The sequence below is a fragment of the Shewanella sp. BF02_Schw genome (assembly GCF_014596695.2).
In the GTDB taxonomy this organism is placed as follows: Bacteria; Pseudomonadota; Gammaproteobacteria; order Enterobacterales; family Shewanellaceae; genus Shewanella.
Window position 1 is genome coordinate 16,979 of sequence record NZ_JABKAW020000005.1, and the last position, 23,503, is coordinate 40,481.

The following is a 23,503-nucleotide window of genomic DNA, read 5'->3' on the forward strand; positions in this document are numbered from 1 at the left end:
TTATGGAAACTGGAGATGATGACGTAAAATGTCGATTAGTGGTTAAAACACTTCTTGCAGTTGGTAAAATTTAAGACCCACCTCAACACCGTCTTTATCGAGAACGAACCAAACTTTACCGCGGAGCTCTGCCATCTCAAGTGACGAATGAGGGATAGTGCAACTGTCTTCATTACCCTCATTGTCTTCTACCCATGAAATATACACCGAATGGCCATCTTCACCGAACATGTCCAGCTCATTCTCCAATAATGGCGAGAAATCTACTCGGTATGCTTTATTTGAAAACATCTCAATCAAATGTAGTTTTCTCTGGATCATTATCTTTGTAGGTGTGTTTATAGTCATTGTTAATCCTATTATCTGATTTGCACCAATAAAAAGCCCGCATAATTAAGTAGGCTGGTGGACACTACTTTGTTAGTTTGGCGTTATGGCGGTTGGCCTGTGTTTGTAGCCAGTTGTGCGTACTCATCCATTTAACCTCTTTTTTAGTCACAAAGGCTGCATTGCCTCCAAATTTACCCACAACAGGTATATTGCAGGTCTCAGCGGCGTTAATGAGTACGAATTCATCAGATTCGAAATGCTTGAGAATAATGTGTACAAATTGGGCGGCGTTAGTAAGGTTAATCGTTTCGTTATGGTAGATACGGAAAGATCCACCGATATACACATATTCAAATCCTAATCGCACTTCACCTTGCACATACCCACCAACGCTCATGACAAGCTTTTTGGCCAACTTGAAGACGTCAGTTCGACAATTCACAAAGGAAGTGGCCGTTTTATAAGGCTTGTTGAAATTGATTGATTGGTGTTCAGCGCAGTCAATGACGTTTATTGCAAAGTATGCCTGTTCTTCGGTAATGGGAAGGGTAAAGCAAGATTTGGTTATGGAGTTAGCCATAGGTACCTCGTTTAAGACCCTCTGTTTCTAAGTCGCAGTTATTGACAGAGGATTGTTGCTGATACAATCATAATAAAATGGCTGTCCACCAGCCAATCTTTCATCATGTAAATCTATTTAATGGATAACTTTTAACTCATAAAAACTGAACTCAACAATTTCATTATTGATGTCACGAACATACCACTTGTAACTTTCGCAAGTAGCATTTGCAAAGGCACTATTCTCAATGGTGTATTGTGTTGTCATGCATTGTTCCGCGTCCATAACTGACAACCAGATAGCCGTACCGTCATTAGCATCATAATCTGGCTCAACATCTTGCAACTCAGACCCGTTTACCCTGAAAACACCTTCAGCAAAAAGCTTAAGTATGTGGTTCCTTTTGTCTTTGTTATCAATATTCATATTTACCTCGTTTGATATTCTGGTCGCATCAGAATTGATTGAGAAATTGTGGAGAGTTTAAAGTAACTTTACATCGTCTTCGATATGACCAATAGAATATTACACCTCTATCTAAATATCAATTAAAGGTTGTGATATTAAGTCAGGTATCTGCAATTGATCGCATAGGCATGCTATCGCTATATCCCATTTGTTGAGGTAAAATAAACCTATAGCATTGATGTAAAGCAGCTTTGTCGTGCTTTCAAGTAGAGTAAGAGGTTAATGTGAGCTCATTTTCGTTCAGTCAAAATCAAACCCTTCAGAACCGTTATCCTCAAGGGGATACACTGCTAAATCACTTACGGGAATCAGATAAAGCGTTAGCTCTTAGTGACTTTAAGAATGCCCTGCAGCTAAGCCCATCGACTGCCAGAAATATTCTCTCGTTTTTAGAAGGAAAAGGGGTGATTGATGTTGAACATGAGAATAAATCTGCTTTCCCTCGGTATGTATATCGCATCAACCCAAACTATCGTTTTTAGCTTACATTCACCGCTGGTGGCCTATACTGGCTTCTAATGTAAAATAAGTTGGCACAGGCCAACTTATTTAGTTTTGTCGCTTACAAACCATTCTAATTGACTAAATCAACGAGTTTTGACTTTGTGTACACACAATCACCTTCATCATTGTCAATTTCATTTATATCGTATGGCTGGTCATGCCAATCTATTGTGCCGTCATCGTTTCTATCACCCACGTAATATGAGGCGCTGTGCTTAACTGATGCATTCAAGAAATGATGTTCAGCAAAATCACGGATGTTCTCAAACTCTAAATATTGTTGGCCACCATCATTAAACATGACAGTGCCGTCATCTTCATGGATCATTGTCTGATCTGATCTGCTCTGAATGAAAACGAACTACCTTTAGGTGTATTAGCAATGAACGTGTCTATTACTGTATTTGACATGGATAGCCTTTATTAAGGTTGCTAAATAAAACCAATTAAAGCACCTAATTGAAGTGCTGTAAACAGGTGATTATATTTCCACTTCGCATAACCACCAGCATTCACCGAAATAATGGTTCACGCGTGAACCGTTTACTGTCTAGAAGTCGTAAAACCCTAACTTTTACTCCTTTTTAAAATAATAATGGTAAAAAACCAATAATTAGCTTTGATTTATTAAAAACTCCATAAACAATCACTTTTAAATCATTTCGTCAGTATTTGGTGCTTTTTGCTTCTTTTCTGAATTTAAGCCAAAAAAATACCATTTCTATCAAAAATGGTATTTTTTAAAACGTTTGACGCTAAATTGTCTTCAATGACCGACTTCAGTGTGAATGGTTAATTAATAGCGTAATAGGACAGACCAATCACCACTGAGCACAATAGGGAAATGAGATAGTAGTATCGTGTCTGCGCCCTTAACTTTGAATTGCATATATTGACAAGCTCAATTGATTCGCTGGGGTTCTGTGATGAGTAGATCATACTGCTATCTTGGCTAATGGTCTTTATTACCAAATCAGCAAGCATAAAGGAAGTACAAGCAATAAAAACAGCTACCACAGCAGCAAGGTCTTTACCGAAGGATACAACAATTTCAAGTAGTGGGCTCATAAAATCCTTTTTATGCTCAGCGAGTAAGTTGACTTTTGATGTCAAACAGTTAAATGTACTTATCATGTCTCTATTTAGTCATGATATGGTATCAAATTACAATGAGTAACAAAAGAGGTTTTTGCAGGGTGTTCGCTGGTGGCGCTTCTAAGAAATGTCATGCTCATTAATGGTCTAAAATGCAACCTTCCGTTTTCTAAAGATGTTTAGGCCGTTTCTCCAGGCTGATTCTGTCGTTCAACATTCTAGATATTTCTATGTCAGATTTACTGGTTAGATTGAGGGTATGAGTCATTTACTTATTCGACTAAGGGCTAATTACTAACATTACCCATATATCAAATAATGCCAATACGTTGGCTTACTAATAAGACTCATGCAATTTTGAGTTTTGGTATTAGATGATGCTAAGGTTTCTGCCCATAACCTTTCTATCTCTGCCCTAGAGGTTGGGTAGTGTCTTTTTCCATTCATGTGGCTATTACATGAAATTTCCGAATAAACGCTTGAGCAGATCAAGTATCGACTTAGGCTGTTATCCCAGAACTTAAAGAAAATCGTTATTGTGTCATCAGAATCAACAGCTAATTCACAATCAATAATTGAAAATGTCATCAATGGCCTATAGGGTGCTATTGAAACAAAAATACATTTGTCACCTTGCCATCCCTTTAGATTTGTTAAATCAAGATATAGGGATGTACTTAGGCTTTCGTTAAGGCCACCAGTTTTTCTATTTAGAAATACCTTTAGACTTTCAATGATTGGTGTACGTAAAAAACTGTTAATACTCAAACCCATCTAAAACCCTATCAAGTTTCTGTTAAGTACATTTAAGGGTATAGTACATCTGTTGTCTTGTTTGCACGAGATTACAGTATAAATAAGCGTTAAAGAATAAAAAAACCGTCATAAAGACGGTTGTTATAGATAATGCTCACTGGTTAGATTAAGCTCACCAATTGCTTAATCTTCTTCTACTTCTTCTTCTATTTCAGCCATAGCCAAATCAATATCAAACAACGATATAGAACTAGGTGATTCTATCGCTAGACCACATTCTTTCAGTGTTAGATAAACGCTGTAGGTAACCGGACGTGTGCAGCTTGGGTATGTAATTAAGCCATCGGAATAGAAACACGGTATAGCGTAACTATCATCACCACAAAAAGTGCCTCTGTTACATTCCATCGCAATAGCCCATGACGCCTGTTGAATTTCTTTGCTTATTGTTAAGTCTTTAGGTTCGCGTACCGCATTGCATTCATACAGCCTTCTATCTTCACCACAAATATCACCAGTTCGCCATTCAGTGGTTACCAAGTAATAATGTTTGGACAACTCTTCTTTTGTTAAGACTTTGCACAATACTTCAAAACAAATGTCACAAAGGTATACGGCATCATAATGCTCGATAGATTCATGCAACTCTGTTTCTACTTTAATAAACTGACTAAGCTTGTCGGCAATACCAAGATACACCGCCACAGCAAACATTATTAATTTTTGGGCTATTTCACTTTCTGTGTTTTCTGAATTACTTAACCCTATATCACTTGCTTCAGCACTAAGCGCTTCAAGCTGTGAAAGGGTCATTTTGTTTTTTAAATGAAGAGCTACAGCAACCAAAGAGCGCGTATCACCAGAAGATACCCCTTGCTTACCTTGGGTGGTAATTAATTCAAGTTGATCAACACTGTTAACGCCTGTTCCAGCCAGTGTGTGAAATGGATTCGCAATTTTATCGATTGTTACATTCATAATTGACCTCGTTTATTGTTTGGTTATCTCTACACTGGTCGCAATCAATGCAGGTTTTTATTTGATATTAAATATGGGTTAATGAGTGATCGTTGATTCTTCCCAGTATTTAAATAATTGTTGCCCTAAATTCTTTATTAATGAGTATCGAAGCCAATAAGAATCTCGACTTGCTCTAATAACTTCCGCTGTAACCTTGTCAGCATCGTTCATCTCAAAGCAACTGCTAAAGTGACGAGAGTTACTACCCGAAGACAACTCCTTTACTAAATCATGCTCAAAAGCACACTTAACAAATGCTACACGCGCTTTAAACCCTTCAACGCTATCGCTCATCACGCTGCCTTTTAAATTAAGCAACTGTTTGTAGCCAGCTACCTTCTTATTTTGAACGTCAAATTTAATATCCATCATTTTAAGGTATTGCTTGTTGCAGATGATCTCACCCGTTTCACTAATACCTACCTTTTCAACTGTAGCGCTATGGGTTTTGTCACAAGCAGTGCAGTAGAACGCCTTAGCAACTCCAGAACCATTACGGCCACTCGCATTGCCTCTCATAAAGCCGTGTTGTCTATTACCAGCCATGATATTTCCTCTGTAAGTGCCGCTTACTATAAAGTAAACGGCTTATAGCCAATCTAAATGTGTGAATGCTCTACTAGTTTGTCGAATGACCATGAATAAGCTTCACCAAACGTTTCATGGAATTCTTTCAAGTAACCATTCGTTTGTGAACGCTCGGCCACCAGCGCTTTTAAGCGGGAATACGCTAAACCAAATTCTTTATGATTACCGGCTTCGCATTCGTCTTGTGACTTCCTGAGCGCATCATAAATATCTGCATTTTTTATGAGGTTCTTAACTTCCACCGATGGGGATAGATAATTGTTATATGGTGTTTGAAGCGGGGCAGGCAAGGTTTCGACCATCGCTTTTAATGCTTTCTGTTCAAAGGCATCAAATGCCGCAGCTAGCTCTGGTGAGGCATTTTTAGATGGCTGAGCCACATCTTGGCAGACGACTTCCTGTAAATCATGCAGCAATCCATAAACAAGCACTTCAGCTAAATCGAAGTTAGCTCCGTTCTTGTTAGCGATTAATGCCATCATTAGACCAATGTGTGCAACAGAGGCAGAATGACCTAATACGTTATCCTCACCCGTAACCCCACGCATTAGTGGCCAACGCTTCAAATGGATTTGACGCTGACCTAATGCCATAAATGGACTTGGTGCTGGTGGAGTCTGGATAACAGGCTCTGTAGTCGATTCATCTTTGGTACCACAACAATCAAAGTCCATACTCCAATAGCCAACCACCAGCAGATCACCATGTTCATATTCAAGGTGTCCATCACTATGTCCAAACCCTCTCATGACTCCAATTTGCTTCAATGCAATGTCAGCTAGTTTGGTTGCGCCAATCTCTGCACTTATCTCTTGGGTTGTTAACCAATCAAAATTAAATGATGCTTTCATGATAGTTCGGCCTGTTGCTTATTTAACAAGCACTAACTATATGCAATATCCTTACATATATCAACTAAGAGTTGTGAAATATAGAATATATATTTTAAAACAATCTATTGAAGTTCTGCGGTAAAGTCCTAGATGGGTGTACACCTCCAAATGACGCTAGCATCTAATGTAACTTTATACGCTCAACTCATCCTGTTTAGTAGGTAAACGGTTAATCTGAAATCATCGTTATTCTGCTGGTGGATTAAACGATTAACTTTGCACTAATACCCGACGTTTTCACCGGGCATTAATTATTGCGACGGCTTCACCCGGTAAATAAGACAGCATTAAAACGACATTCCTATTTGCTCTGCCACCAGCAAATAAGTCTAATATTTGATACATTTAAATATCAATTGAGGGTTGCATTTTTTCGGTAAGATATTATAATGATGCATCTTTCCAAATCGCTTATTTGCGACATAAGCTATAAACGAGGTGACTATGAGTGACAATACTAAACCCTATATGCATTTAACCCAGTTCAGTAGAGGTAACACCTATTCGGAAGATCAAATCATTGAACTAGCACTCCAAATGGGATGTTTGATTAAACTTCCTCGATTCGGCTGCATTAATGCCAAAAACAAAATAGCCTCATTTTCGTTCTCATTGATAATCGATGACGATGCAGAAACAGAGTGTAAATACTACACCCTCACTCATATTAAGAAACTCATCCCAGCAAGACTTGGTGCCTCTGTAGTCTTAACTTGCAACATCAAAAAACTTAATCAAGGTGACCACGCTTCATTAACTCGAATGAATAAAGACCGTAGCTGGCAGTGCTCTGCTAATGGCAACAGCAATGAATATACGGTATTCCCTTCACACTATTTCGTTATCGCTTAAATTGAGGCTCTACCTATGAATTCACTACAACTAACAGATTGCCCGAACGCTGCGATTCAAGCTGGCCTAAAGAGTGGTTCAGCTAACGAGAGTCAGTATGTTTGCTCTATTACTCTAAACAAGGTACCTATTGCTGCAATAGCGTTTAATGCAGACGCCGGTAATGATTACCATCAAGCCGAACACTCAATTTGTGTTACTCATTTTAATATGCACCTTTCAGAAAGCGTACTTCCATCCAACAACGTACTATTAGCACAATGTAAGGAGCTGTTTTCTCTATGGCTTACTAAGAAACTCATTGAAGATGCAACAGTAAGTGCACCAATAGGATTCAATTCAACTGATAAGCATTACTACCATTTTGGGGTTTATAGTGATTTAGATTGCTCACTCAACTCTATACTTGCTGGTGTCGATACCGACCTACTACTGTCGGAGATTTCGGCACTTGGCTATAACCCACATGAACCAACTCACTAAATCCCCCAATAATACTCAAACAGACGGCGAGTGATCTTGCCGTCCATCTATATGCCTACGTACAAATGAGTCCTTTCAACCTTAAAAAAAGTAACTATCAATATTAATAGTTACTTTTGATCAGAACACCTTCATTGATTAAGGCTTTACTCACTCAAAACAAAATGATCCCTTATCTGTTTCAGCTGGGCTCTGAACTCCGACAATTGCTTTAAAGCTTTTTCATAGCCAACACCATCCACAACCTGCCATTCATTATCGATTTCTTGCCATAGCGCTTCAGCCTTGGCGATATACTTTTGAGTTGGGGCTGTTTTATAAATTAGATCCTGAATATACTCATATGGATCTTTAATTCTCAGGTGGAGGTTACAAACTAAAGCAAACTTAAAAGCAACAGGTACGTAAGCACCTTCAACGTATGCCCACCAGCGAATATAAATGTCACCACGGCTTTTCTTAAAGCCATCTCCAATAGCACTAAGCGAACTTACATGCTTTTTAAAATAGTCATTTAAGGTTCGTGCAGTGATGGTTGTTTGACACAGTAACTTTAAATCGCTTACGGCCACTTCAGATAACTGAATTTGACTTCTATCTTCGATTAACGCGGCATAAGCATCATTAGTTGGCTTTTAATCATATATAGGCATGGTGCACCCCTCTTTTTAATTTGTTTCGATATTGGCTTCAACTAACTTGCATACAACATCGCACGATAGCCATTGTTAACGAGAAAATTGATTTGAGCTTCTTTACCGCAATTATTCACATCACTCGCAGTATTTTCGACTTCACTCAATAATCTTTCTTGTTCGTTAATGTCTGAAGTTGAGTTGATTTCAGTGTTTACTGACAAGTAGGCCATATCCATAACCATCTCATCTAAATCATCAATATCAAGCGAAGATAAATAATTTAAAGTTACTTTAAGGGCTGCATTTTGTTTAAAGGCTGCTTTTTGGTGATGAGTTGTTGACATGAAAACCGCCTTATTGGGTCACTTCAGGGATGTATTCAATAAACATTTCATCGCCGTTTTGCTTATGAGAAAACAGCACTAATACATTATCTGCAGAAGCGTGACATGTGGTTTGTTCCCAACAGCTCATATGCTCATCATCCGAAACTGGGTTCTTGTATTCATCAAGCCATTCAAAGGTTATGTTATGCATGAAGATGCAGGCGATAATTGCTGGTGGCTGATTGAATGAGGTAGGGGTTACTGGGATTATGCAACTAAGCATTTGCTTGGTTTGAGCAATGAGATAATCCATGTCATTACTATCAACTGAGATGTATGTAGGTCGGCTACTATCTGAATTTGTTTTTACTTCTAGAATTACTAGCATGTCTTTCTACCTCGTTTAAATGATTGGCGGGTCGCATTCGCCAATTGATTCGAAGTATTAATAATAGGTTATAACCGATACAATCACAACCTTTAATTGATATTAATGAGAGGGTAATGAAATTGCATAGATCATAAAGAGCAACAGTGATCTTTATGATCTAAAAGTATTTTCTGAATCTCAATCGAATATGTTAGTAATGTTATCTGGTAAGCCTAAAAGCCTTTCACAGAAAACAGGGTTTAGACCACCTTGATTAAAACCGAACTCCCTCATAACATCTGCTACCAAGCCGCCAAGCTTACCTGGGCGTGTCAATCTTGCTTTACCAGAAAAACAATTATTACCATCACGGCTCAATAACGTGGAATTTAGGTCAGGGTAGGCGGTATTCTTCGGATTTAGTCGTTCATCCCTGGCCGAAATGTAAACTGTTCCATCTACAGACATAAAACCTGCTGGTGGCATTTTCTCGACAAAAGCTGGGTCTTCAAAAAGAGAGTAATTAACGGTTTCAACAATTCCATTTCGTGTCATATAACCAAGGGTATCTTTAGCTTTGAGCTTATGCTGCTTCGCATCGACAGCCTTAGTTTCTAAGTCTGCTATTGATTTAAGTATTGCATAGGCGACATCAAGTACCACAGAGTTACCAATTGCATTAATCCGTTTTGATCTTAATTTAATTGATCTAGTCTCATCTACCTTTGTAAATGCCCGTTGCTCTTGTGTCATATTCTTAAGTAACGGGGTCTTTGTACCAGGCGCTTTGTTTGCATACTTGCTGACTTCTTTAAATATACTAGCATTAGATTGGGCAATTCTTGTTTTAGGTAAGTACGCAACAATAAAACATCTATGGCGATAGTGGTTGTACCCGAAGTTGGCTGCAGCAACAGTTGACCATTCTACGATGTAACCTAAGTCGTGAAATACAGACAGCAGCACATGGAGACCTTTCCTAATTAAAGCACTACTATTTTCAATTAATACAATATCAGGTTCTATAAGTTCTACCTTTTCCATGATGTCATGGATTACCGAACTTTTACTTCCATCAATACCTCTTGACTCTCCTGTGTTAGCAGGTGAAACGTCCTGGCATGGTGAACCAGCTATGCACATTTTAATATCAACAACACCTTCAAGGATGTCTTCTAGGCTAATTGATGTGAACCCAGTTTCTTCAGCAGGTACGAGATCCATTTCTAAAAGGTGTGAATATTGTTGTTGTGACTCAGGTAGCCCTATATAACTCAAGTCGCCTATTATTTCATACCCTTGCTTACTCAACACTTTATTACAGAAGTTTTCAACCTCGGAACAAGCTACGGTATTGTAATAGGTACCGCCATATACTTGTTTAGCCGCAAGGCTAAATGAACCTATGCCAGCACACAAATCTAATACATCCATCTTTCACCTCGTTTAAATGGTCACTGAGTCGCAATCAGTAATTCTAGTATATGTACATATGAGACATATAGCAACGTATCGCCCACCTGTATTTGTGAAAAGCTTATTTTCTTTGCTTGAGCTTTTAATAAAAACCTACTCTTTAATTGAACGTTGCATTACAACCAGTCTACGACGAAGAAATGTACCGTCATTGACTCTCTAGAAATCACTGTGATTTGACCGGACAATTAACCTGGTCACACCCCAGAAATGTACCGTCATTGACTCTCTAGAAATCACTGTGGTTTGACTGGACAATTAACCTGGTCATACCCCAGAAATGTACCGCCATTCACTCTCTAGAAATCACTGTGATTTGACCGGACAATTAACCTGGTCATACCCCAGAAATGTACCGCCATTCACTCTCTAGAAATCACTGTGATTTGACCGGACAATTAACCTGGTCACACCCCAGAAATGTACCGCCATTCACTCTCTAGAAATCACTGTGATTTGACCGGACAATTAACCTGGTCACACCCCAGAAATGTACCGTCATTCTCTCTCTAGAAATCACTGTGATTTGACCGGACAATTAACCTGGTCAAACCCTAGAAATATACCGCCATTCACTCTCTAGAAATCACTGTGATTTTATTAATTGATATGATCATTTTTTTGAAAACAATAAAAAATGAGATCTTAATGAAGTGGATTTTTATCTCTCTCACCATTTATGTGAACGCTTTGATATTTTTGGCACTACTGGTCTTTATAGGATCTGCTAGCGATCATTAAGATCCTTAACGATCATTTTGCGTAACTGTTTATGGCTTCACTAAGGTTGGTATTCTTAACTGTTAAAACAGTTACATATTTTTTTAATAAAGATGCGGTAACGCTATGAATTTTATGAGGTTATCCGTTTTATCAAATTTTACTGGTTTTTAGTCTGTCATTATTGGGCAGTTAACATCCAATAAAACGAATTGGTATGGCACGAAAAGAACTAATATAATCCATTTTCATTATTTTTCAGTCACTTGTGAACTCATATCGCTATGGCACAGGTTTCAGGAGTATTAAATAGGGCCATCCGGCATCCAAACTAACCACTAACATGCCATGCATATATTTTTATATATAAGTTTCAATATGTTATTAATTAACTTGTGCCACCTAGCTATAAATTAAATTAATTCGGAGAAGGAAACTACCCGTTTTAACTCATTTCCTTACTATAAATGCCTTATTAGGCTTCTCACAGATAAACAATCAACCATCTGTGCCATTTAAAATATATTCTCAAATAAAATCAGAAGCCTATAACGAATTTCATGACATTACATTAATTATACAAAATCAGTTAAATCTAAGGTCAAATGTAACACCTTGAAAATAAAGGTTTTAATTCTCAACTTACTTCTTAAATGAAACTCACGGCTTTAATAAACCTGCCGAACAGACAACCATGTGCCATTGAACATTGGTAATTGTTATTAATCAAATAGATGCAATAGTTTCTGTGCCACACAGTAACTTGCTAAGCAATTCTAATGGTTGAGCACTCTACAGATGTCATTCTTCAAAATAGTGCCATTTTTTGTGGTTTGAAAACCATCAGGTGGTATACTAATCAAGTAATTCATAAGTACATAGGGAACGAATATGGGTGCTTTGACCAACCTTGCAGAACTTGCACAATTGAACGCAGTAAATAATTTTGAAGAAGATATCCCACCAGAATACAAGGACGTTGATGATGGGGCATTTGATAACACAAAAAGTGAAGCCGCTGATGATACACATCGCATCGATTCATCGGGCCAGCATGACGATTTATCCAGCATGGCAGACGTGGGTAATGCAGTCGAAGAAATTACCCAGGACAACGAGGACCAAGACAATCAGGAAAAGGGATTTGAACCATTTCCCGATTCTGTTGAGCAGTTAATGTCTGACTATTCAGAAAATGCTCAATCGCTCATTAGCGACAACGATAATAATGGCTCTGAATTTGTTAAAGATGCAGATTTTGACAATTTTTCAGGAAGCGATCATCAACAAGATTTTGGTAATTCTGACGGTCAGGACTTGTATGATCGTGACACTGATGGTTTAACTTATACTTGTCCAGAATCCACATATGACGAACACAAACTTCATGATGAATTTTCAGACACAAACACCATCAGCGAAGAGGAAGAGTTCTTAAATACAATCCTTCAAACGTTAGCAGAAGATAATGATTTAAACTTAAACAATAATCATGATCAGGCTGATGAAGAAGATGAAGTCGATGAAGTCGATGAGTCTAATCAGGCTGAAACTGTTAAAAAGAATGATAAGGTAAATTCGTTCCTTAACGATGTTCACTCATTTCATAATACTATTGAACCCTTAATAAAATCTCCTGAAAATATTGATCACAAAGTAGAGCAGGTCGATGAGTCTCGGCATAGCAAAATATTGAACGTCGTAAATGATCTGACCGCTAATAATTCAGAGCCTCAAGTTACTAAAAATTCTGATAATCCTACTTCTGATAGATCATCAACAGAAAGTAGTAAGGAAGCAAGTTTAGAAAAACAAACTGTCGTTGAACCAAGCCTCAATGTTTCGCAAGACACGGAAAGTATTATTGACCGTCGTTTATTGGCTAAGACATATATGCGAAGTGTCGTTAATCAATTCTTTCTTCATAAGCGCTCTGGAAGCAATCTGTGCGAAGTTAATTCCAATGATGGTTGTCTTGATATTAGTTTACGTAATAATGTGTCCATCAAAGATTTTTACAAATCTTATAGTGTTGAGTCCGATTCACCCGAAGAATCCGCTATCGCTGCAGTCAAAGCAGCTAAGATGAAAGGTTGGAAAAGTATTAAGATTAATGGTGAGCCTGAATATGTTGAAGCAATGGTAACAGCGTGCAAAGGGGCCGGGATAGGGGTTAAACTAAATAGGGATTATAGTAACATTGCTGCTTTACGCCAAGCGGCCCGTAAAGACAAATCTGATCCTGAAACTGATGCTGTAAATGAATTTGTTGGTAAGCATTCAGGCGAACCTGAACAGCCCAATGTAAAACCAGCAGCCCCTGAAAAAGATGCTGGAAAAGTTTCAAGTGATTTACCTAAGAATGATAATCCGAATGTTAGCAACGTTGAGCCCGAACACGAACTCGAATTATCACTTAAACCATCGCTATTTTAACTCAAAGATAATAAAAAAAGGCTGCTAGTGTTGTTCACCTAGCAGCCTTTTTTGTATCTACTATTTATATTGAGGGAGATAAATTAATTAGATTAGTAGTTTCAACAATATTTGAATTTTTTGTAATCAAACTTATATTTAATTTAGTGTCAGCTAAAAACCAATCATCAAGCATAAACTCTTGTAAGCAGTTATTTACTTGGAAATACTCTACTTCTCCAAGTGCCTTTTTTATATCAACTGCGTTGATATAACCATTATCCTCTATCAGCTGAACCACTTTAGCCAATGATGTGTTTTCACCAATAACACTAATAAGTTCACTACAAACATCTTCTGTCATAGTTTGTTCAACCACACCTTTAGACTCTAAAATCAACAGAGCTGTAAGTGAATCAATTTTCTTTATTGGTATACCGGCAACTATTTGATTTGAATATTCGACGTGCTTCTTCATAAGTTCATTTTCGGTGCGTTGAAGGTCTTCTTCAACATGTTCGCTAATGCTTTTAGACGCAAGATGGAAGATTGAGTTAATGTCTACAGAGCACTTTCCAAGTGCCTCGGCAACAAAATGTAATAGCAGTGGGACATCCTTGTGTTTTGTGCTTTGGGTAAATGTGTCCAATAGCAATTTTGACATTTCAGCTTTAAATTTTTCGCTATTAGTATCTTGTGAACGAGTTAACTCCCTTCCAATGAAGTCATACCAAGTGTTAGATTTACTTAAAATGTCTGGTAAAACCTCAATTCCATACGCAGCTACAGTGTTAGGTAGGTTGATTTTGTCATTGGTAATTAGGACTTTTAGACCGATTATGTTGTTTGATGTTTTTATAGATGCAAGAAGGTCAAGGGCAAGCTGTCTAGTATCAACTTGGTCCTTTTCTACTATGTAATATATCTCGTTGGCCTTATATGAACGTAACATCTCGCCTGTAAGACTTTTTTTATGAGTATCGGCAACGCCGACGCAATTTGGTATGCCAACTTGATAGCCTTTAATTGTGTCAATGATGCTGGGCAATATGATGATGGGTTTGTTTCGTTCTAATATTTTATTGGGATTGTATATTAATCCTCTATCATCACCTTTAACCCCGATATGATACGGTGTTTTTGGTGAGTTTACATATAGACCTGCAAACTGCTTGTTAGTCTTATACAGTGGAACAACTAAGCACATATCGTCTGACGGGTTTTTAAGATAACCAGAATGGAAATTAATTAGAGCTGATGTTTTTTTTAAATTAAGGTCATTATTAATAATTTGCTGTAAGCCTTGGCTGTTAATAGCAGCACCCAGATCAAGTTCAGAGATGGTTTTACTGTTGATGTCATATTTGTTTGTTAGACTTTCACCTCTTTTAGAAAATACATTCTTAACAATTACTGTCAGCTTTGCTTCTACATTAGATTTTTTCTGTACTGGTTGCCGACTATAAACCCTTTCTACCGTCAACCCTGATTTAGCCGCTATTGTTTCAACTGCATCGCTAAAGCTAATTGATTCGTGTTCCATTACAAAGTCAATTATTCCACCATTCTCGCCACATCCGAAACAGTGAAAGATCTGTTTTTCTTCATTTACTTTGAATGAGGGGCTTGATTCCGAATGGAATGGACAGCATGCAACAAATTCCTTCCCCTGCTTTTTTAATGGCACATAGGAGTCAATTAAGTCAACAATAGAGACTTTATTCTTCATATCTTCAATGAATGACTTTGAAATCATTTGATTACCTCACGAGTACATAATAAGTATATTTTACACTCTTGAATGTATTTGTCATTATCAAATCTTGTGTCTATAGGATTAATTGCTGTAGTGAAATCCGTATATTTTTAGCTTTAGATCGCTACTCAGTGTCACACAGAATGCTGAGTTTGTGACTCACAGTAGCTATATGGTTAAAAAAGTATCAATTCTCTCCGCGAGCGGTATTCGATAAAATATTTATTTTCGCTACCCACTGTCACAATAATCACACCCGAGGCCACCAGCTCAGGATGAACTCTAGTAAAAAAGCCTGATATGCAACCAAAAGTCACTTTTTTCGTTTGTTATGTGACAACGAGTAGTGAATAGCGTTGTGAATTATTAAAGTAACTTCAATCATGACTAATAATCTTAACCTTCAAGGGTAATGCCAATTGATTTCTAGTTGGATGTATTGGATATTAATGCTAGTCTTTAATTAATTTATCAGGTATCAGATAGGTGTATTATTGTGGAAAAAAAGAAATATCCATTTACTCTCGCTTGTGGGGTCGCAGCATCGTTAGCTTTGTCTTATGTCGTGGCTAGTTCGGGTCTGATTACATCTTGTGATTCAGCAGAAACATTTTCTACAAGGTTTTTTGAAGAATTCCCGTCTTTAAAAGGGAAAGCTTATGCGTTCAAAACTCCAATATGTAATGTCTTCGCTGTAAAAAATGGGGACTTATTTGTTTTTTTTGATAGCAACCTTAAAGCAAGTATTCAAGGAAGCATGGATGCTCTTCAGGGGAACAATGAAGCACCAATTAGAATCTTCGGAAGTAATGAATCTAAGGCGCTAGTGCCTAAGCAACCAACTCACATCAATCGCAAGTATAAATACGAGATTGGGTATACTGAAAATGAGAGTGTCACCAAAATTAACCAAAATGATTCTCCCCAGGGTTATGTTGAAAATGGCGTGCCTTCATCACCCAATAAACTTATAGGTATAACTAACAGAACTATAAATGAAGATCTCAAAAATTTGGACTTTTCAGTTCTCCCATTCTTTAAATCTGAAAACAGCAAGGGCATGTTACTTACCTTTGTTGATATCACATGTCCGGCCTGTAAACGTTACACAGAAAACATAGCTAAATTGAATTCTAAAGGTTACGACGTTTATCTCGCGCCATACCCTCGATCTGGTTCTAGTTCACTCGTTGCAAAGAAAATGCAGAATTTGTGGTGTGAGAATTTTTTAAATAAACAATCAAGCTTATCTAACATTACTAGCTCATTTAAAGGTAATTCTCTAAATCCAACGGAATGCACTGATACTGATTATCTATCTAAATTTGATGATTTTGTGAAGTTTGGAACAAAGCACTTAAATCAAACTACTCCTGTTAGTTTCACTAATAACGGAATAACAATAATTGCAAACCATCCTACAGATGTTTTCGAAAGTGCGTTTACCTATGGGCAAGAGATGACTCAATTTATGGAAAAACAAAAGGAAGTTAAATAATGATGAGAAGAAGTGTTATTGCATCGATGTGTTTGGTCAGCGCGTTAAGTATAGGATGTTCATCATCACAATTACATGACGATGCTAATTCAAACATTCCAGCAGCTCAGTATCGTTATGGTTTACAGTTAATCTCTCAGGATAATTATGTTGATGGCAAACGTTATATTTTGAAGGCGATGAAAGCTGGTGATAGTGAAGCATTAAGCTTTTGGGATGTCTACAGCAACTGGGTTGATACGCTAATACTTGCGGATGATGGAGACATAAATGCTCAGAGGGAGGTAGGTTATAGCTATTCCTTGGATAACTCACCAGTCTCAACGGTGCATGATACCGACTTAACACTCCACTGGTTATCTAAAGCATTCAAAGGTGGCGATCATGAGTCTGCTTATTTATTAGGTGAATTATATTCAGAAGGTCGTGTATTTAAAAAAAATGAGGCAGAAGCATTTGAGTGGCTTCATCAGTCTGCCGAACTAGGCAATGCAAATGCAAAGTATGAAATATTTAAGCGGTACTTTGCGGGCAAAGGTGTAAAAAAAGATATGACAAAGGCTGAGTATTGGTTAAAGGCCGCAAGCATCGCAAATCATACAGAAGCCAAAGAGTCTTTAATCAAGTATTACATTAATGGTGAGAAACCTAATTATGGCTGGGCCTTGCATTGGCTTGTTTTAGACAATGATTCAGCCAAAGCTCGTTCATTGCTTCCTTACATGACTAAGCTTTCAAGTTTGGGTGAATCAACATCAGTTTATAGCTCGTTTAACAGCAATGATGTTTTGGGTTCGATTAAAGCCGGTTCTGACCTTTACGCTATCTATTTTGAAGGTGATTGGGTTGAGGTTTACTCCCCTAAACAGAAATTATTAGGGGTAATGAGCGTTAATGATGTTTCAATTAAGAAAAATGGCAGAGATTGGGCATTAAAAACTAACTATAACCTTTGTAAAGCGGAATGTAACACTTCAACGTGTAACCAAACTAATGCTGATGGCACTGGTGATGAGTATCCGTATGATGCGATTAGAGCATCAATGTGCCTAACTTTTTAACTTGCAAAAAAGTTTGATTGGTGTGAAAATAGTATACTTATCGTGTACTTCTTAGGTATTTTATGAAGAGCTTGAGCAATTCTCACATCACACCCGTTACATTTGATGGCAATGTGTTTGCAAACAAAAGTCAGCTTGCAAGATTTTATGGTGCAAACCCAAGAACTTTTCAACAAAGATTAAGATTTGGGGAGTCAATTGAGGCTTCTCTAAAGCTTAAAAGAAAATCGGGTGTGGGTTTGGGTTGTTTTTATCGAAGTAAAGTTTATAAAAACATGTCTGAACTTGCTGCCGAATATAATGTATCAGCAGACGCACTAAGAAAAAGATTAAATAATTCTTGGCCTCTAGAAGAGGCTTTAGAAATAAAGGTGCGGGTTCGCAAGTATGACAGTAGGGTATTGATCGTGAACGGTGTTAAATTTCGTTCATTAAAAGCTGTAGCTGATGTGTTTTGTATTGAATTGAGCGAGCTTAAGCATCGGTTTGAACAGGATAGATGCATTTCTGCTGCTGTAAGCCCAATCTATAATTCGTTTTACACCCCAGATCTTAATGGGTCCATGGTCCCTTTATTTTTCAATAGAAGAATTTATCCATGTGCATCAATGCTTATAAATGAACTTATTAACAAAGGGTTAATAACTGAAAAAACACTTTTGCAATCAATATCAATCATATATGAATTTATCAATAAATTGGCGAACCCAACATTCGAGAGTCTTTCTACCATTTCTGATAGATTTTGCTTACCTTTCCCTGTCAATTATGATGCATTTAATGAGTTTATTAATAAACTCCACAAGGAAGTTTATAGTTATGATTTTGATATGCTATTTCACTCTGAAATGCCATTTATAATGAATTGTAATGGCTTAGCTGAAGAGTTAAGCCTGTCTGCAAAATTGTGGTAAATGATATTTATTATTTTTATTGTTATTCACAGCTTAATCACAGAATTTGTGGATAACTTTGGAAGGTACTTTTATGCTTAGTTCATTTTATATCTATAAGTTGGAATTATCATCTAACGAATTGCTGAAGGGTTCTGACCTGTGGGACAATCTTGCAAATCAAAACCAAATCACCCCTTTCTCAGATTTGCCTACGGATTTGGCTAAAGGTCTGGATAAGGTGCAAGGTTTTTGTGCTGCAATACCTAAATTAAATGGCAAACAATTAAATTATCATTCCAATGAATACACGATCTTAAACTATTGCATCGAGGAAAAGAAGGTTAAGCCTGCAGTGCTAAAAAGAGCTATCTTGAAGATGGAACAGAAAGCATTGAAAGAACTTGGCCTGGAATTTCTATCAAAAGAACGTAAAAAAGAAATCAAACAACTAGCCAAAATTTCCGAGCTAAAACGTGCTGTTGAAGACCGAGCTGAAACCTTAATCGTTATTAACAAAATGGACGGGTGGTTTGTGATTGGCAATGGCTCTGAAACAGCTTGTGAGAATATTTTATCAACCATTCGAAGCTTAATTGGCTCATTCCCTGTGGTAAGACTGTCATCTCCAGCAGTATCGACCATCTTCACCGGTTGGGTCAAAAGTGGGCTGATTCCAGAGCACACACAAATCAATGAAAGTTGTACTTTGGCATATGATGTCAGCTCTACTGTTTACAAAAAACAATGCGTCGTTTCTGATGAAGAGGTACTGAAAAATATAGAGCAGGGTAAGGAGGTCACAAGCTTACCTTTTACAATTGGGGAGTTAGAAAATGAGTTCTCGCGTGTATCCTTCAGTCTAAACGATAATCTGAAATTTGGCAGTTTTAAATACAAAGTCAACAAAGAAGATGTCGGCGAAATGGAGTACAAAGACCGCGTGAGTACAGAAGTCTTTTTATTCTGTAGTCACTTAAAAAGTATTTACGATTTTGTACAAAATAAAATCATCAATTTCGAAGTATCACTAGAAGAGTTTACCTAATGTTACATATTTTTAGATTTCTAGAAATGTGCTCAAATTTTATTTTTAAAATCCTTATAAGGGACGACAACATGACCGATCAACGCAATGAATCTTTATCACGCATGGAAAAAGTAATTAATGACATGTCAGGCTGCATAGGCATTTTATCGAATAAAATTGAAAACGAGAAATCCAGTGATAGAAAACTGAAATTACAATCACTTGCGGAGCAAGGCACTGCACTTTCAATGGCGCTATTGGAAATCAATAACAGCTCCATGACAAGCTTCGGCCAAGTTGAAAAGAATGCAATTGTAACCATCGTGGGCAATGCTGAAAAGTGGGCCGATTTAGTTAAAAGATTAGGTAATTAACCTTCTATCATGGAGAACGGCATGCAAAATAATGATGTTAAGTCCGTTGATGAATTGGACTCGATCTACGCTCAAGCTAGTAATTTATTCTATCAATCATCAATAGAACTGGCCAAGTTGGGTAGTAAGGTTAGTCCGTTAGTCGTTTTGGCTACTGGTGTTATCTGCATGGAATCAGGTGTAGCAGCCACATACTTAGAGTGGAGCAAGGATCTATTAGCTGCAAACCCATTTTCTGACATTCTAAATTCAGATTACATTTTTGAATTAGCAAATCAAAAACGGCAGTTTGCTGGAGAGTACATAACAGCTGCTGGTGCCAGCATATCGTTAGCCAGCCCCTTGATAGCAAGCTGCATTAATCATGTTAAACAATCTCTTCACTCAATTCAAAGCGACCCTTTGACTCAGAGCTTTAATCAAGTTGGAAACTTTCTATCCTCTCGCTTCAAAGAAAACAACATCATGGATGTTGCAGAAGCAATTATTTTATATCGTCAAGCATATGATAACTCTAACGGTGTGAGTGGAGAATCACTTGTCAACGCTTGGCAAAAAGCTGAATCACGACTCATGCAAGCAAAAGGCTTAAATACAGATAATAATGCTAGTGAAGTCTTAAATGCCATCACGAAACATGAAGCTAATGCCCATATTGTTAACTGTAACCCAACGTAAACTGGTATCTATATGCTTAACATTGATGAGCGACAATTAAGTTCTATTCTATCGAAGCCTGGATATAAAGTTCGCTCATCATTGTCGCTAGCAAAAAATGTTGGTGTTAATAATCCGATGACGGATTCGAGTCATGGAACTCAAACTAAAAAACAAACAATTTCAAAGAAAAAGTCTGCTTGCCTCTCAATAGTGGACCAGAACCGTCACGCTCTGGCACTGTCATACCTAAAGTTAAATCCTGAACTTGAGACTGGGGTTGATTTAGCTGGAGTTAAGGTCTGCAGAGCTAATTTTGAGCATTGGATGCAGGTAAGAGTATTTGATTATATTTATAAGTTTTTCAATGAAGAGTATTTAGATTTCGCTGCTGTACCCAATGGAGGTTTACGCACTAATAATGGAGCAAAGGATTTACTTGATGAAGGAGTACGAAATGGCTTTCCTGATATCATTGGAGATATACCCAAAGGTATTTATTTTGGTTTAAGAATTGAGCTTAAGTATGGCTCGAACAAGCCGTCAGAGAATCAGATCATTCAATTGAACAGAAAAAGGAAATATGGTTATTTCTGTGCTTTATGCTGGTCACTTGAGGAGGCATGCTTTGTTGTGGAGGAATACTTATCGTTGAAGTCAGGTAACACAATGGAATGGAATAAATATGAGGATATTTGGGTAACTCACTAATTCGCTTAGCTTGTAAAAAGACCACTACATGGTAAAATACTTTTTGATTACATGAAAAGTATAGATGGCGAATGAATATTATCGATAACATTGAAGTTTGGAAAGCTAAGCATCTACATTCTATGTTGGATAATTTCATGCGTTTACAACAAGATAAGTTCCCAACGGAAAATCGAGCATTCAGTTTTTCAATTAACATTGATAACTATACTTCTCCTGCGTTTGTAGACCAAATTCGGCCAAATAATAAACGAGATTTTTTATACTCTAGAAAATGATTTTGATGCTATTACATCACATAAAGAATTGTATGCGTCCGGCGAACTACGTCTTGTCTAGCCTAACCTGCCAGGGTAAGAGACTGTTGAGGTCACAATCAGGGTAGGATAATTGCTCTAAGCAGTGTTCGATGTAATCAAACGGGATAAGTCCATTCGCTTTAGCCGTTTCTATGATGCTGTACAAAATTGCACTCGCCTCAGCGCCGCGATGGTTGTGATTGAATAGCCAGTTTTTACGCCCTATCACAAACGGTTTTACTGCCCGCTCTGCACGGTTGTTGTCGATATTGAGGCGACTGTCTTGCGTGTAACAACTCAGCTTTGACCATTGATTGAGGCTGTAATGGATGGCTTTGCCTAGCGGACTTTCCTTTGATACTTGCAGCACTGATTTATCCAACCATTGCTTAAATAACCCCAGCTGAGCACGTGAGTGGGTGCGCCTAAAATACAATCGCTCTTCCAGGCTCAGTGCTTGTATTTGGGTTTCAATACGGTACAGCTTGGCTATCATGCTCAGCGCCATATCCGCTTTACTGATTTTGCCTACTTTGGGCTTGCCTTGTGCTATTAGCGCTTCTTTGAATTTACGCCGCGCATGAGCCCACGACTGCATGGATGCAGGAGGTAGAGCGACTCAGGAGACTAAGCCGAACAACCGACCAGTTTATTGTTTGCCTGCTGATAAGCCGCGTAACCATCGACTTGTAAATAACCATTAAATACCGTTTGCTCAGTGGCAAGAAAACGGCTCACGCAGGTGCCCGCGCGGCTACCGTCTTGATAGTCGTACAGTACTATATTGCGCAAACCTTGATATCGAGGCTCAGTGCTTGGTTTATCCGCGCCAGCGCAATACACCCACATATAGGATTTTACTCGCTCATCGTTAATCACTTTGAGCGTGGTCTCATCGGCGTGGATGACATCTTGTGTTAATAGATGTTGGTGCAGTAAATCATATAAGGGCTTGAACAGCGCTGCAGATTTCATCATCCAATCCGCCATGGTTTGCCGGCTTAATGCGATACCATGTTGCTTGAACAGGGTTTCTTGCCGGTAAAGGGGTAATGCGTACTGATATTTACTGGTAATGAGCTGGCTTAACAAGCTTGGCGTCGCCACGCTTTTAGGGATAGGACTGACTGGCACGGGCGCTTGTTTGATATTGGCCTGGGTTCCTTTTGTTTCACAATGCTTGCAGCTGTATTTTAATCTAACGTGCTCAATCACACTGATTTTCGCCGGAATAAACTTCAGCTTCTCACTACTGTCTTGGCCCATTAACGCCAGCTCATGACCACAGCACTCACACTGCTTATCTTCATCACTGATGTCATGGATAATCACTTCACGTGGCAGGTCTTTAGGCAGTAATTTACGCTTGGCGCGCTGTTTAGGTGACACAGGCGCGTCAGCATCTGCTGTTAATTCAACAGGCTCATCAACCGTCACTTCTGCTTCGTTAAACAACTCACCTTGATAGTCATGGCTTTCACTGCTGGCGCCGAAACGTTGTTGCTGGGCTAAGCGAAATTGTTCAAGCAAACGCTGCACAGAGTGTTTAAGTTCGGCGATTTCAGCGTCTTTCAACTCGATAACATTATCTTTAGCCGCCAGCGTCTCAAGCAATAATTGCTTAAGTAAATCAACGTCATTGGGTAAGTTATCAGGGCTTAATTTCATGGTGTTATTATATCAAATATCCCATTAAATAAGGCTAAAGCAGTGATCTAATTATCGAAA

Annotated in this window: 23 protein-coding genes and 1 pseudogene; 11 read left to right on the top strand and 13 right to left on the bottom strand. The window is 38.0% G+C overall.

Annotated elements, in window-relative coordinates:
* Window positions 1-42: 42 nt before the first annotated feature.
* From HNW13_RS17530 to HNW13_RS17540, 3 genes are all read right to left on the bottom strand, one after another.
* On the bottom strand, window positions 43-348 hold the full coding sequence (locus tag HNW13_RS17530) for a hypothetical protein (protein WP_192114663.1): 306 nt from the start codon (window positions 346-348) through the stop codon (window positions 43-45).
* A gap of 64 nt (window positions 349-412) precedes the next feature.
* Window positions 413-910, bottom strand: a complete 498-nt coding sequence (locus HNW13_RS17535) for a hypothetical protein (RefSeq protein ID WP_192114662.1) — start codon at window positions 908-910, stop codon at window positions 413-415.
* Between the two features lie 117 nt (window positions 911-1,027).
* Complete coding sequence (locus HNW13_RS17540) at window positions 1,028-1,318, bottom strand: hypothetical protein (RefSeq protein ID WP_192114661.1); 291 nt, start codon at window positions 1,316-1,318, stop codon at window positions 1,028-1,030.
* Between the two features lie 266 nt (window positions 1,319-1,584).
* Here HNW13_RS17540 and HNW13_RS17545 point away from each other — a divergent pair, with 266 nt between their 5' ends.
* The gene (locus HNW13_RS17545; RefSeq protein ID WP_192114660.1) at window positions 1,585-1,842 is read left to right on the top strand and encodes a hypothetical protein; all 258 of its coding nucleotides are present in this window, start codon (window positions 1,585-1,587) and stop codon (window positions 1,840-1,842) included.
* 92 nt (window positions 1,843-1,934) lie between these two features.
* Here the strand turns inward: HNW13_RS17545 and HNW13_RS17550 are convergent, their stop codons facing one another.
* From HNW13_RS17550 to HNW13_RS17565, 4 genes are all read right to left on the bottom strand, one after another.
* Window positions 1,935-2,192, bottom strand: coding sequence for a hypothetical protein (locus HNW13_RS17550; protein ID WP_192114659.1), 258 nt, complete (start codon window positions 2,190-2,192; stop codon window positions 1,935-1,937).
* 1,706 nt (window positions 2,193-3,898) lie between these two features.
* Window positions 3,899-4,693: a hypothetical protein gene (locus HNW13_RS17555; RefSeq protein WP_192114658.1), complete on the bottom strand. Its 795-nt coding sequence runs from the start codon at window positions 4,691-4,693 to the stop codon at window positions 3,899-3,901.
* Window positions 4,694-4,771: 78 nt separating this feature from the next.
* Complete coding sequence (locus HNW13_RS17560; RefSeq protein WP_192114657.1) at window positions 4,772-5,281, bottom strand: hypothetical protein; 510 nt, start codon at window positions 5,279-5,281, stop codon at window positions 4,772-4,774.
* Between the two features lie 53 nt (window positions 5,282-5,334).
* A complete protein-coding gene (locus HNW13_RS17565) occupies window positions 5,335-6,174 on the bottom strand; it encodes a YfbR-like 5'-deoxynucleotidase (RefSeq protein WP_192114656.1) in 840 nt (279 codons plus the stop codon).
* Window positions 6,175-6,660: 486 nt separating this feature from the next.
* On the opposite strand from HNW13_RS17565, the gene HNW13_RS17570 reads away from it, so the two are divergent.
* Entirely contained in the window at window positions 6,661-7,068 is a 408-nt protein-coding gene (locus tag HNW13_RS17570; protein ID WP_192114655.1) for a hypothetical protein, read from the top strand.
* Window positions 7,069-7,083: 15 nt separating this feature from the next.
* A complete protein-coding gene (locus tag HNW13_RS17575; RefSeq protein ID WP_192114654.1) occupies window positions 7,084-7,551 on the top strand; it encodes a hypothetical protein in 468 nt (155 codons plus the stop codon).
* A 146-nt stretch (window positions 7,552-7,697) separates the two neighbouring features.
* Here HNW13_RS17575 and HNW13_RS17580 read toward each other — a convergent pair whose 3' ends face one another.
* The 4 genes from HNW13_RS17580 to HNW13_RS17595 all read right to left on the bottom strand — a co-directional run bounded on the left by HNW13_RS17580 (window position 7,698) and on the right by HNW13_RS17595 (window position 10,319).
* On the bottom strand, window positions 7,698-8,123 hold the full coding sequence (locus HNW13_RS17580; RefSeq protein ID WP_192114653.1) for a hypothetical protein: 426 nt from the start codon (window positions 8,121-8,123) through the stop codon (window positions 7,698-7,700).
* A 122-nt stretch (window positions 8,124-8,245) separates the two neighbouring features.
* Window positions 8,246-8,533, bottom strand: a complete 288-nt coding sequence (locus HNW13_RS17585; protein ID WP_192114652.1) for a hypothetical protein — start codon at window positions 8,531-8,533, stop codon at window positions 8,246-8,248.
* Window positions 8,534-8,543: 10 nt separating this feature from the next.
* Window positions 8,544-8,903 carry a hypothetical protein gene (locus HNW13_RS17590; RefSeq protein WP_192114651.1) on the bottom strand — a complete coding sequence of 120 codons (360 nt, stop codon included), beginning with the start codon at window positions 8,901-8,903 and terminating at the stop codon, window positions 8,544-8,546.
* 180 nt (window positions 8,904-9,083) lie between these two features.
* The gene (locus tag HNW13_RS17595; protein WP_192114650.1) at window positions 9,084-10,319 is read right to left on the bottom strand and encodes a DNA cytosine methyltransferase; all 1,236 of its coding nucleotides are present in this window, start codon (window positions 10,317-10,319) and stop codon (window positions 9,084-9,086) included.
* A 1,653-nt stretch (window positions 10,320-11,972) separates the two neighbouring features.
* Here HNW13_RS17595 and HNW13_RS17600 point away from each other — a divergent pair.
* Window positions 11,973-13,517 carry an LPD7 domain-containing protein gene (locus HNW13_RS17600; protein WP_192114649.1) on the top strand — a complete coding sequence of 515 codons (1,545 nt, stop codon included), beginning with the start codon at window positions 11,973-11,975 and terminating at the stop codon, window positions 13,515-13,517.
* Between the two features lie 64 nt (window positions 13,518-13,581).
* On the opposite strand, the gene HNW13_RS17605 is transcribed toward HNW13_RS17600, so the two are convergent.
* Window positions 13,582-15,252: a CHC2 zinc finger domain-containing protein gene (locus HNW13_RS17605; protein ID WP_192114648.1), complete on the bottom strand. Its 1,671-nt coding sequence runs from the start codon at window positions 15,250-15,252 to the stop codon at window positions 13,582-13,584.
* 496 nt (window positions 15,253-15,748) lie between these two features.
* On the opposite strand from HNW13_RS17605, the gene HNW13_RS23670 reads away from it, so the two are divergent.
* The 7 genes from HNW13_RS23670 to HNW13_RS17640 all read left to right on the top strand — a co-directional run bounded on the left by HNW13_RS23670 (window position 15,749) and on the right by HNW13_RS17640 (window position 21,476).
* Window positions 15,749-16,750 carry a thioredoxin fold domain-containing protein gene (locus HNW13_RS23670; protein ID WP_192114647.1) on the top strand — a complete coding sequence of 334 codons (1,002 nt, stop codon included), beginning with the start codon at window positions 15,749-15,751 and terminating at the stop codon, window positions 16,748-16,750.
* Window positions 16,750-17,811 carry a tetratricopeptide repeat protein gene (locus HNW13_RS17615; RefSeq protein WP_192114646.1) on the top strand — a complete coding sequence of 354 codons (1,062 nt, stop codon included), beginning with the start codon at window positions 16,750-16,752 and terminating at the stop codon, window positions 17,809-17,811. Before HNW13_RS23670 ends, HNW13_RS17615 begins: the two co-directional genes overlap by 1 nt.
* A 62-nt stretch (window positions 17,812-17,873) precedes the next feature.
* Window positions 17,874-18,725 (top strand): hypothetical protein, encoded by an 852-nt coding sequence (locus tag HNW13_RS17620; RefSeq protein ID WP_192114645.1) that lies wholly within the window; start codon window positions 17,874-17,876, stop codon window positions 18,723-18,725.
* Window positions 18,726-18,798: 73 nt separating this feature from the next.
* Window positions 18,799-19,752, top strand: a complete 954-nt coding sequence (rdgC, locus tag HNW13_RS17625; protein ID WP_192114644.1) for a recombination-associated protein RdgC — start codon at window positions 18,799-18,801, stop codon at window positions 19,750-19,752.
* A 71-nt stretch (window positions 19,753-19,823) separates the two neighbouring features.
* Entirely contained in the window at window positions 19,824-20,108 is a 285-nt protein-coding gene (locus HNW13_RS17630) for a hypothetical protein (protein WP_192114643.1), read from the top strand.
* A 21-nt stretch (window positions 20,109-20,129) separates the two neighbouring features.
* Window positions 20,130-20,786: a hypothetical protein gene (locus HNW13_RS17635; RefSeq protein ID WP_192114642.1), complete on the top strand. Its 657-nt coding sequence runs from the start codon at window positions 20,130-20,132 to the stop codon at window positions 20,784-20,786.
* Between the two features lie 12 nt (window positions 20,787-20,798).
* Window positions 20,799-21,476: a VRR-NUC domain-containing protein gene (locus tag HNW13_RS17640; protein ID WP_192114641.1), complete on the top strand. Its 678-nt coding sequence runs from the start codon at window positions 20,799-20,801 to the stop codon at window positions 21,474-21,476.
* Window positions 21,477-21,800: 324 nt separating this feature from the next.
* On the opposite strand, the pseudogene HNW13_RS17645 reads toward HNW13_RS17640, so the two are convergent.
* Window positions 21,801-23,443: pseudogene (locus HNW13_RS17645) on the bottom strand (IS66 family transposase).
* Window positions 23,444-23,503: the final 60 nt, after the last annotated feature.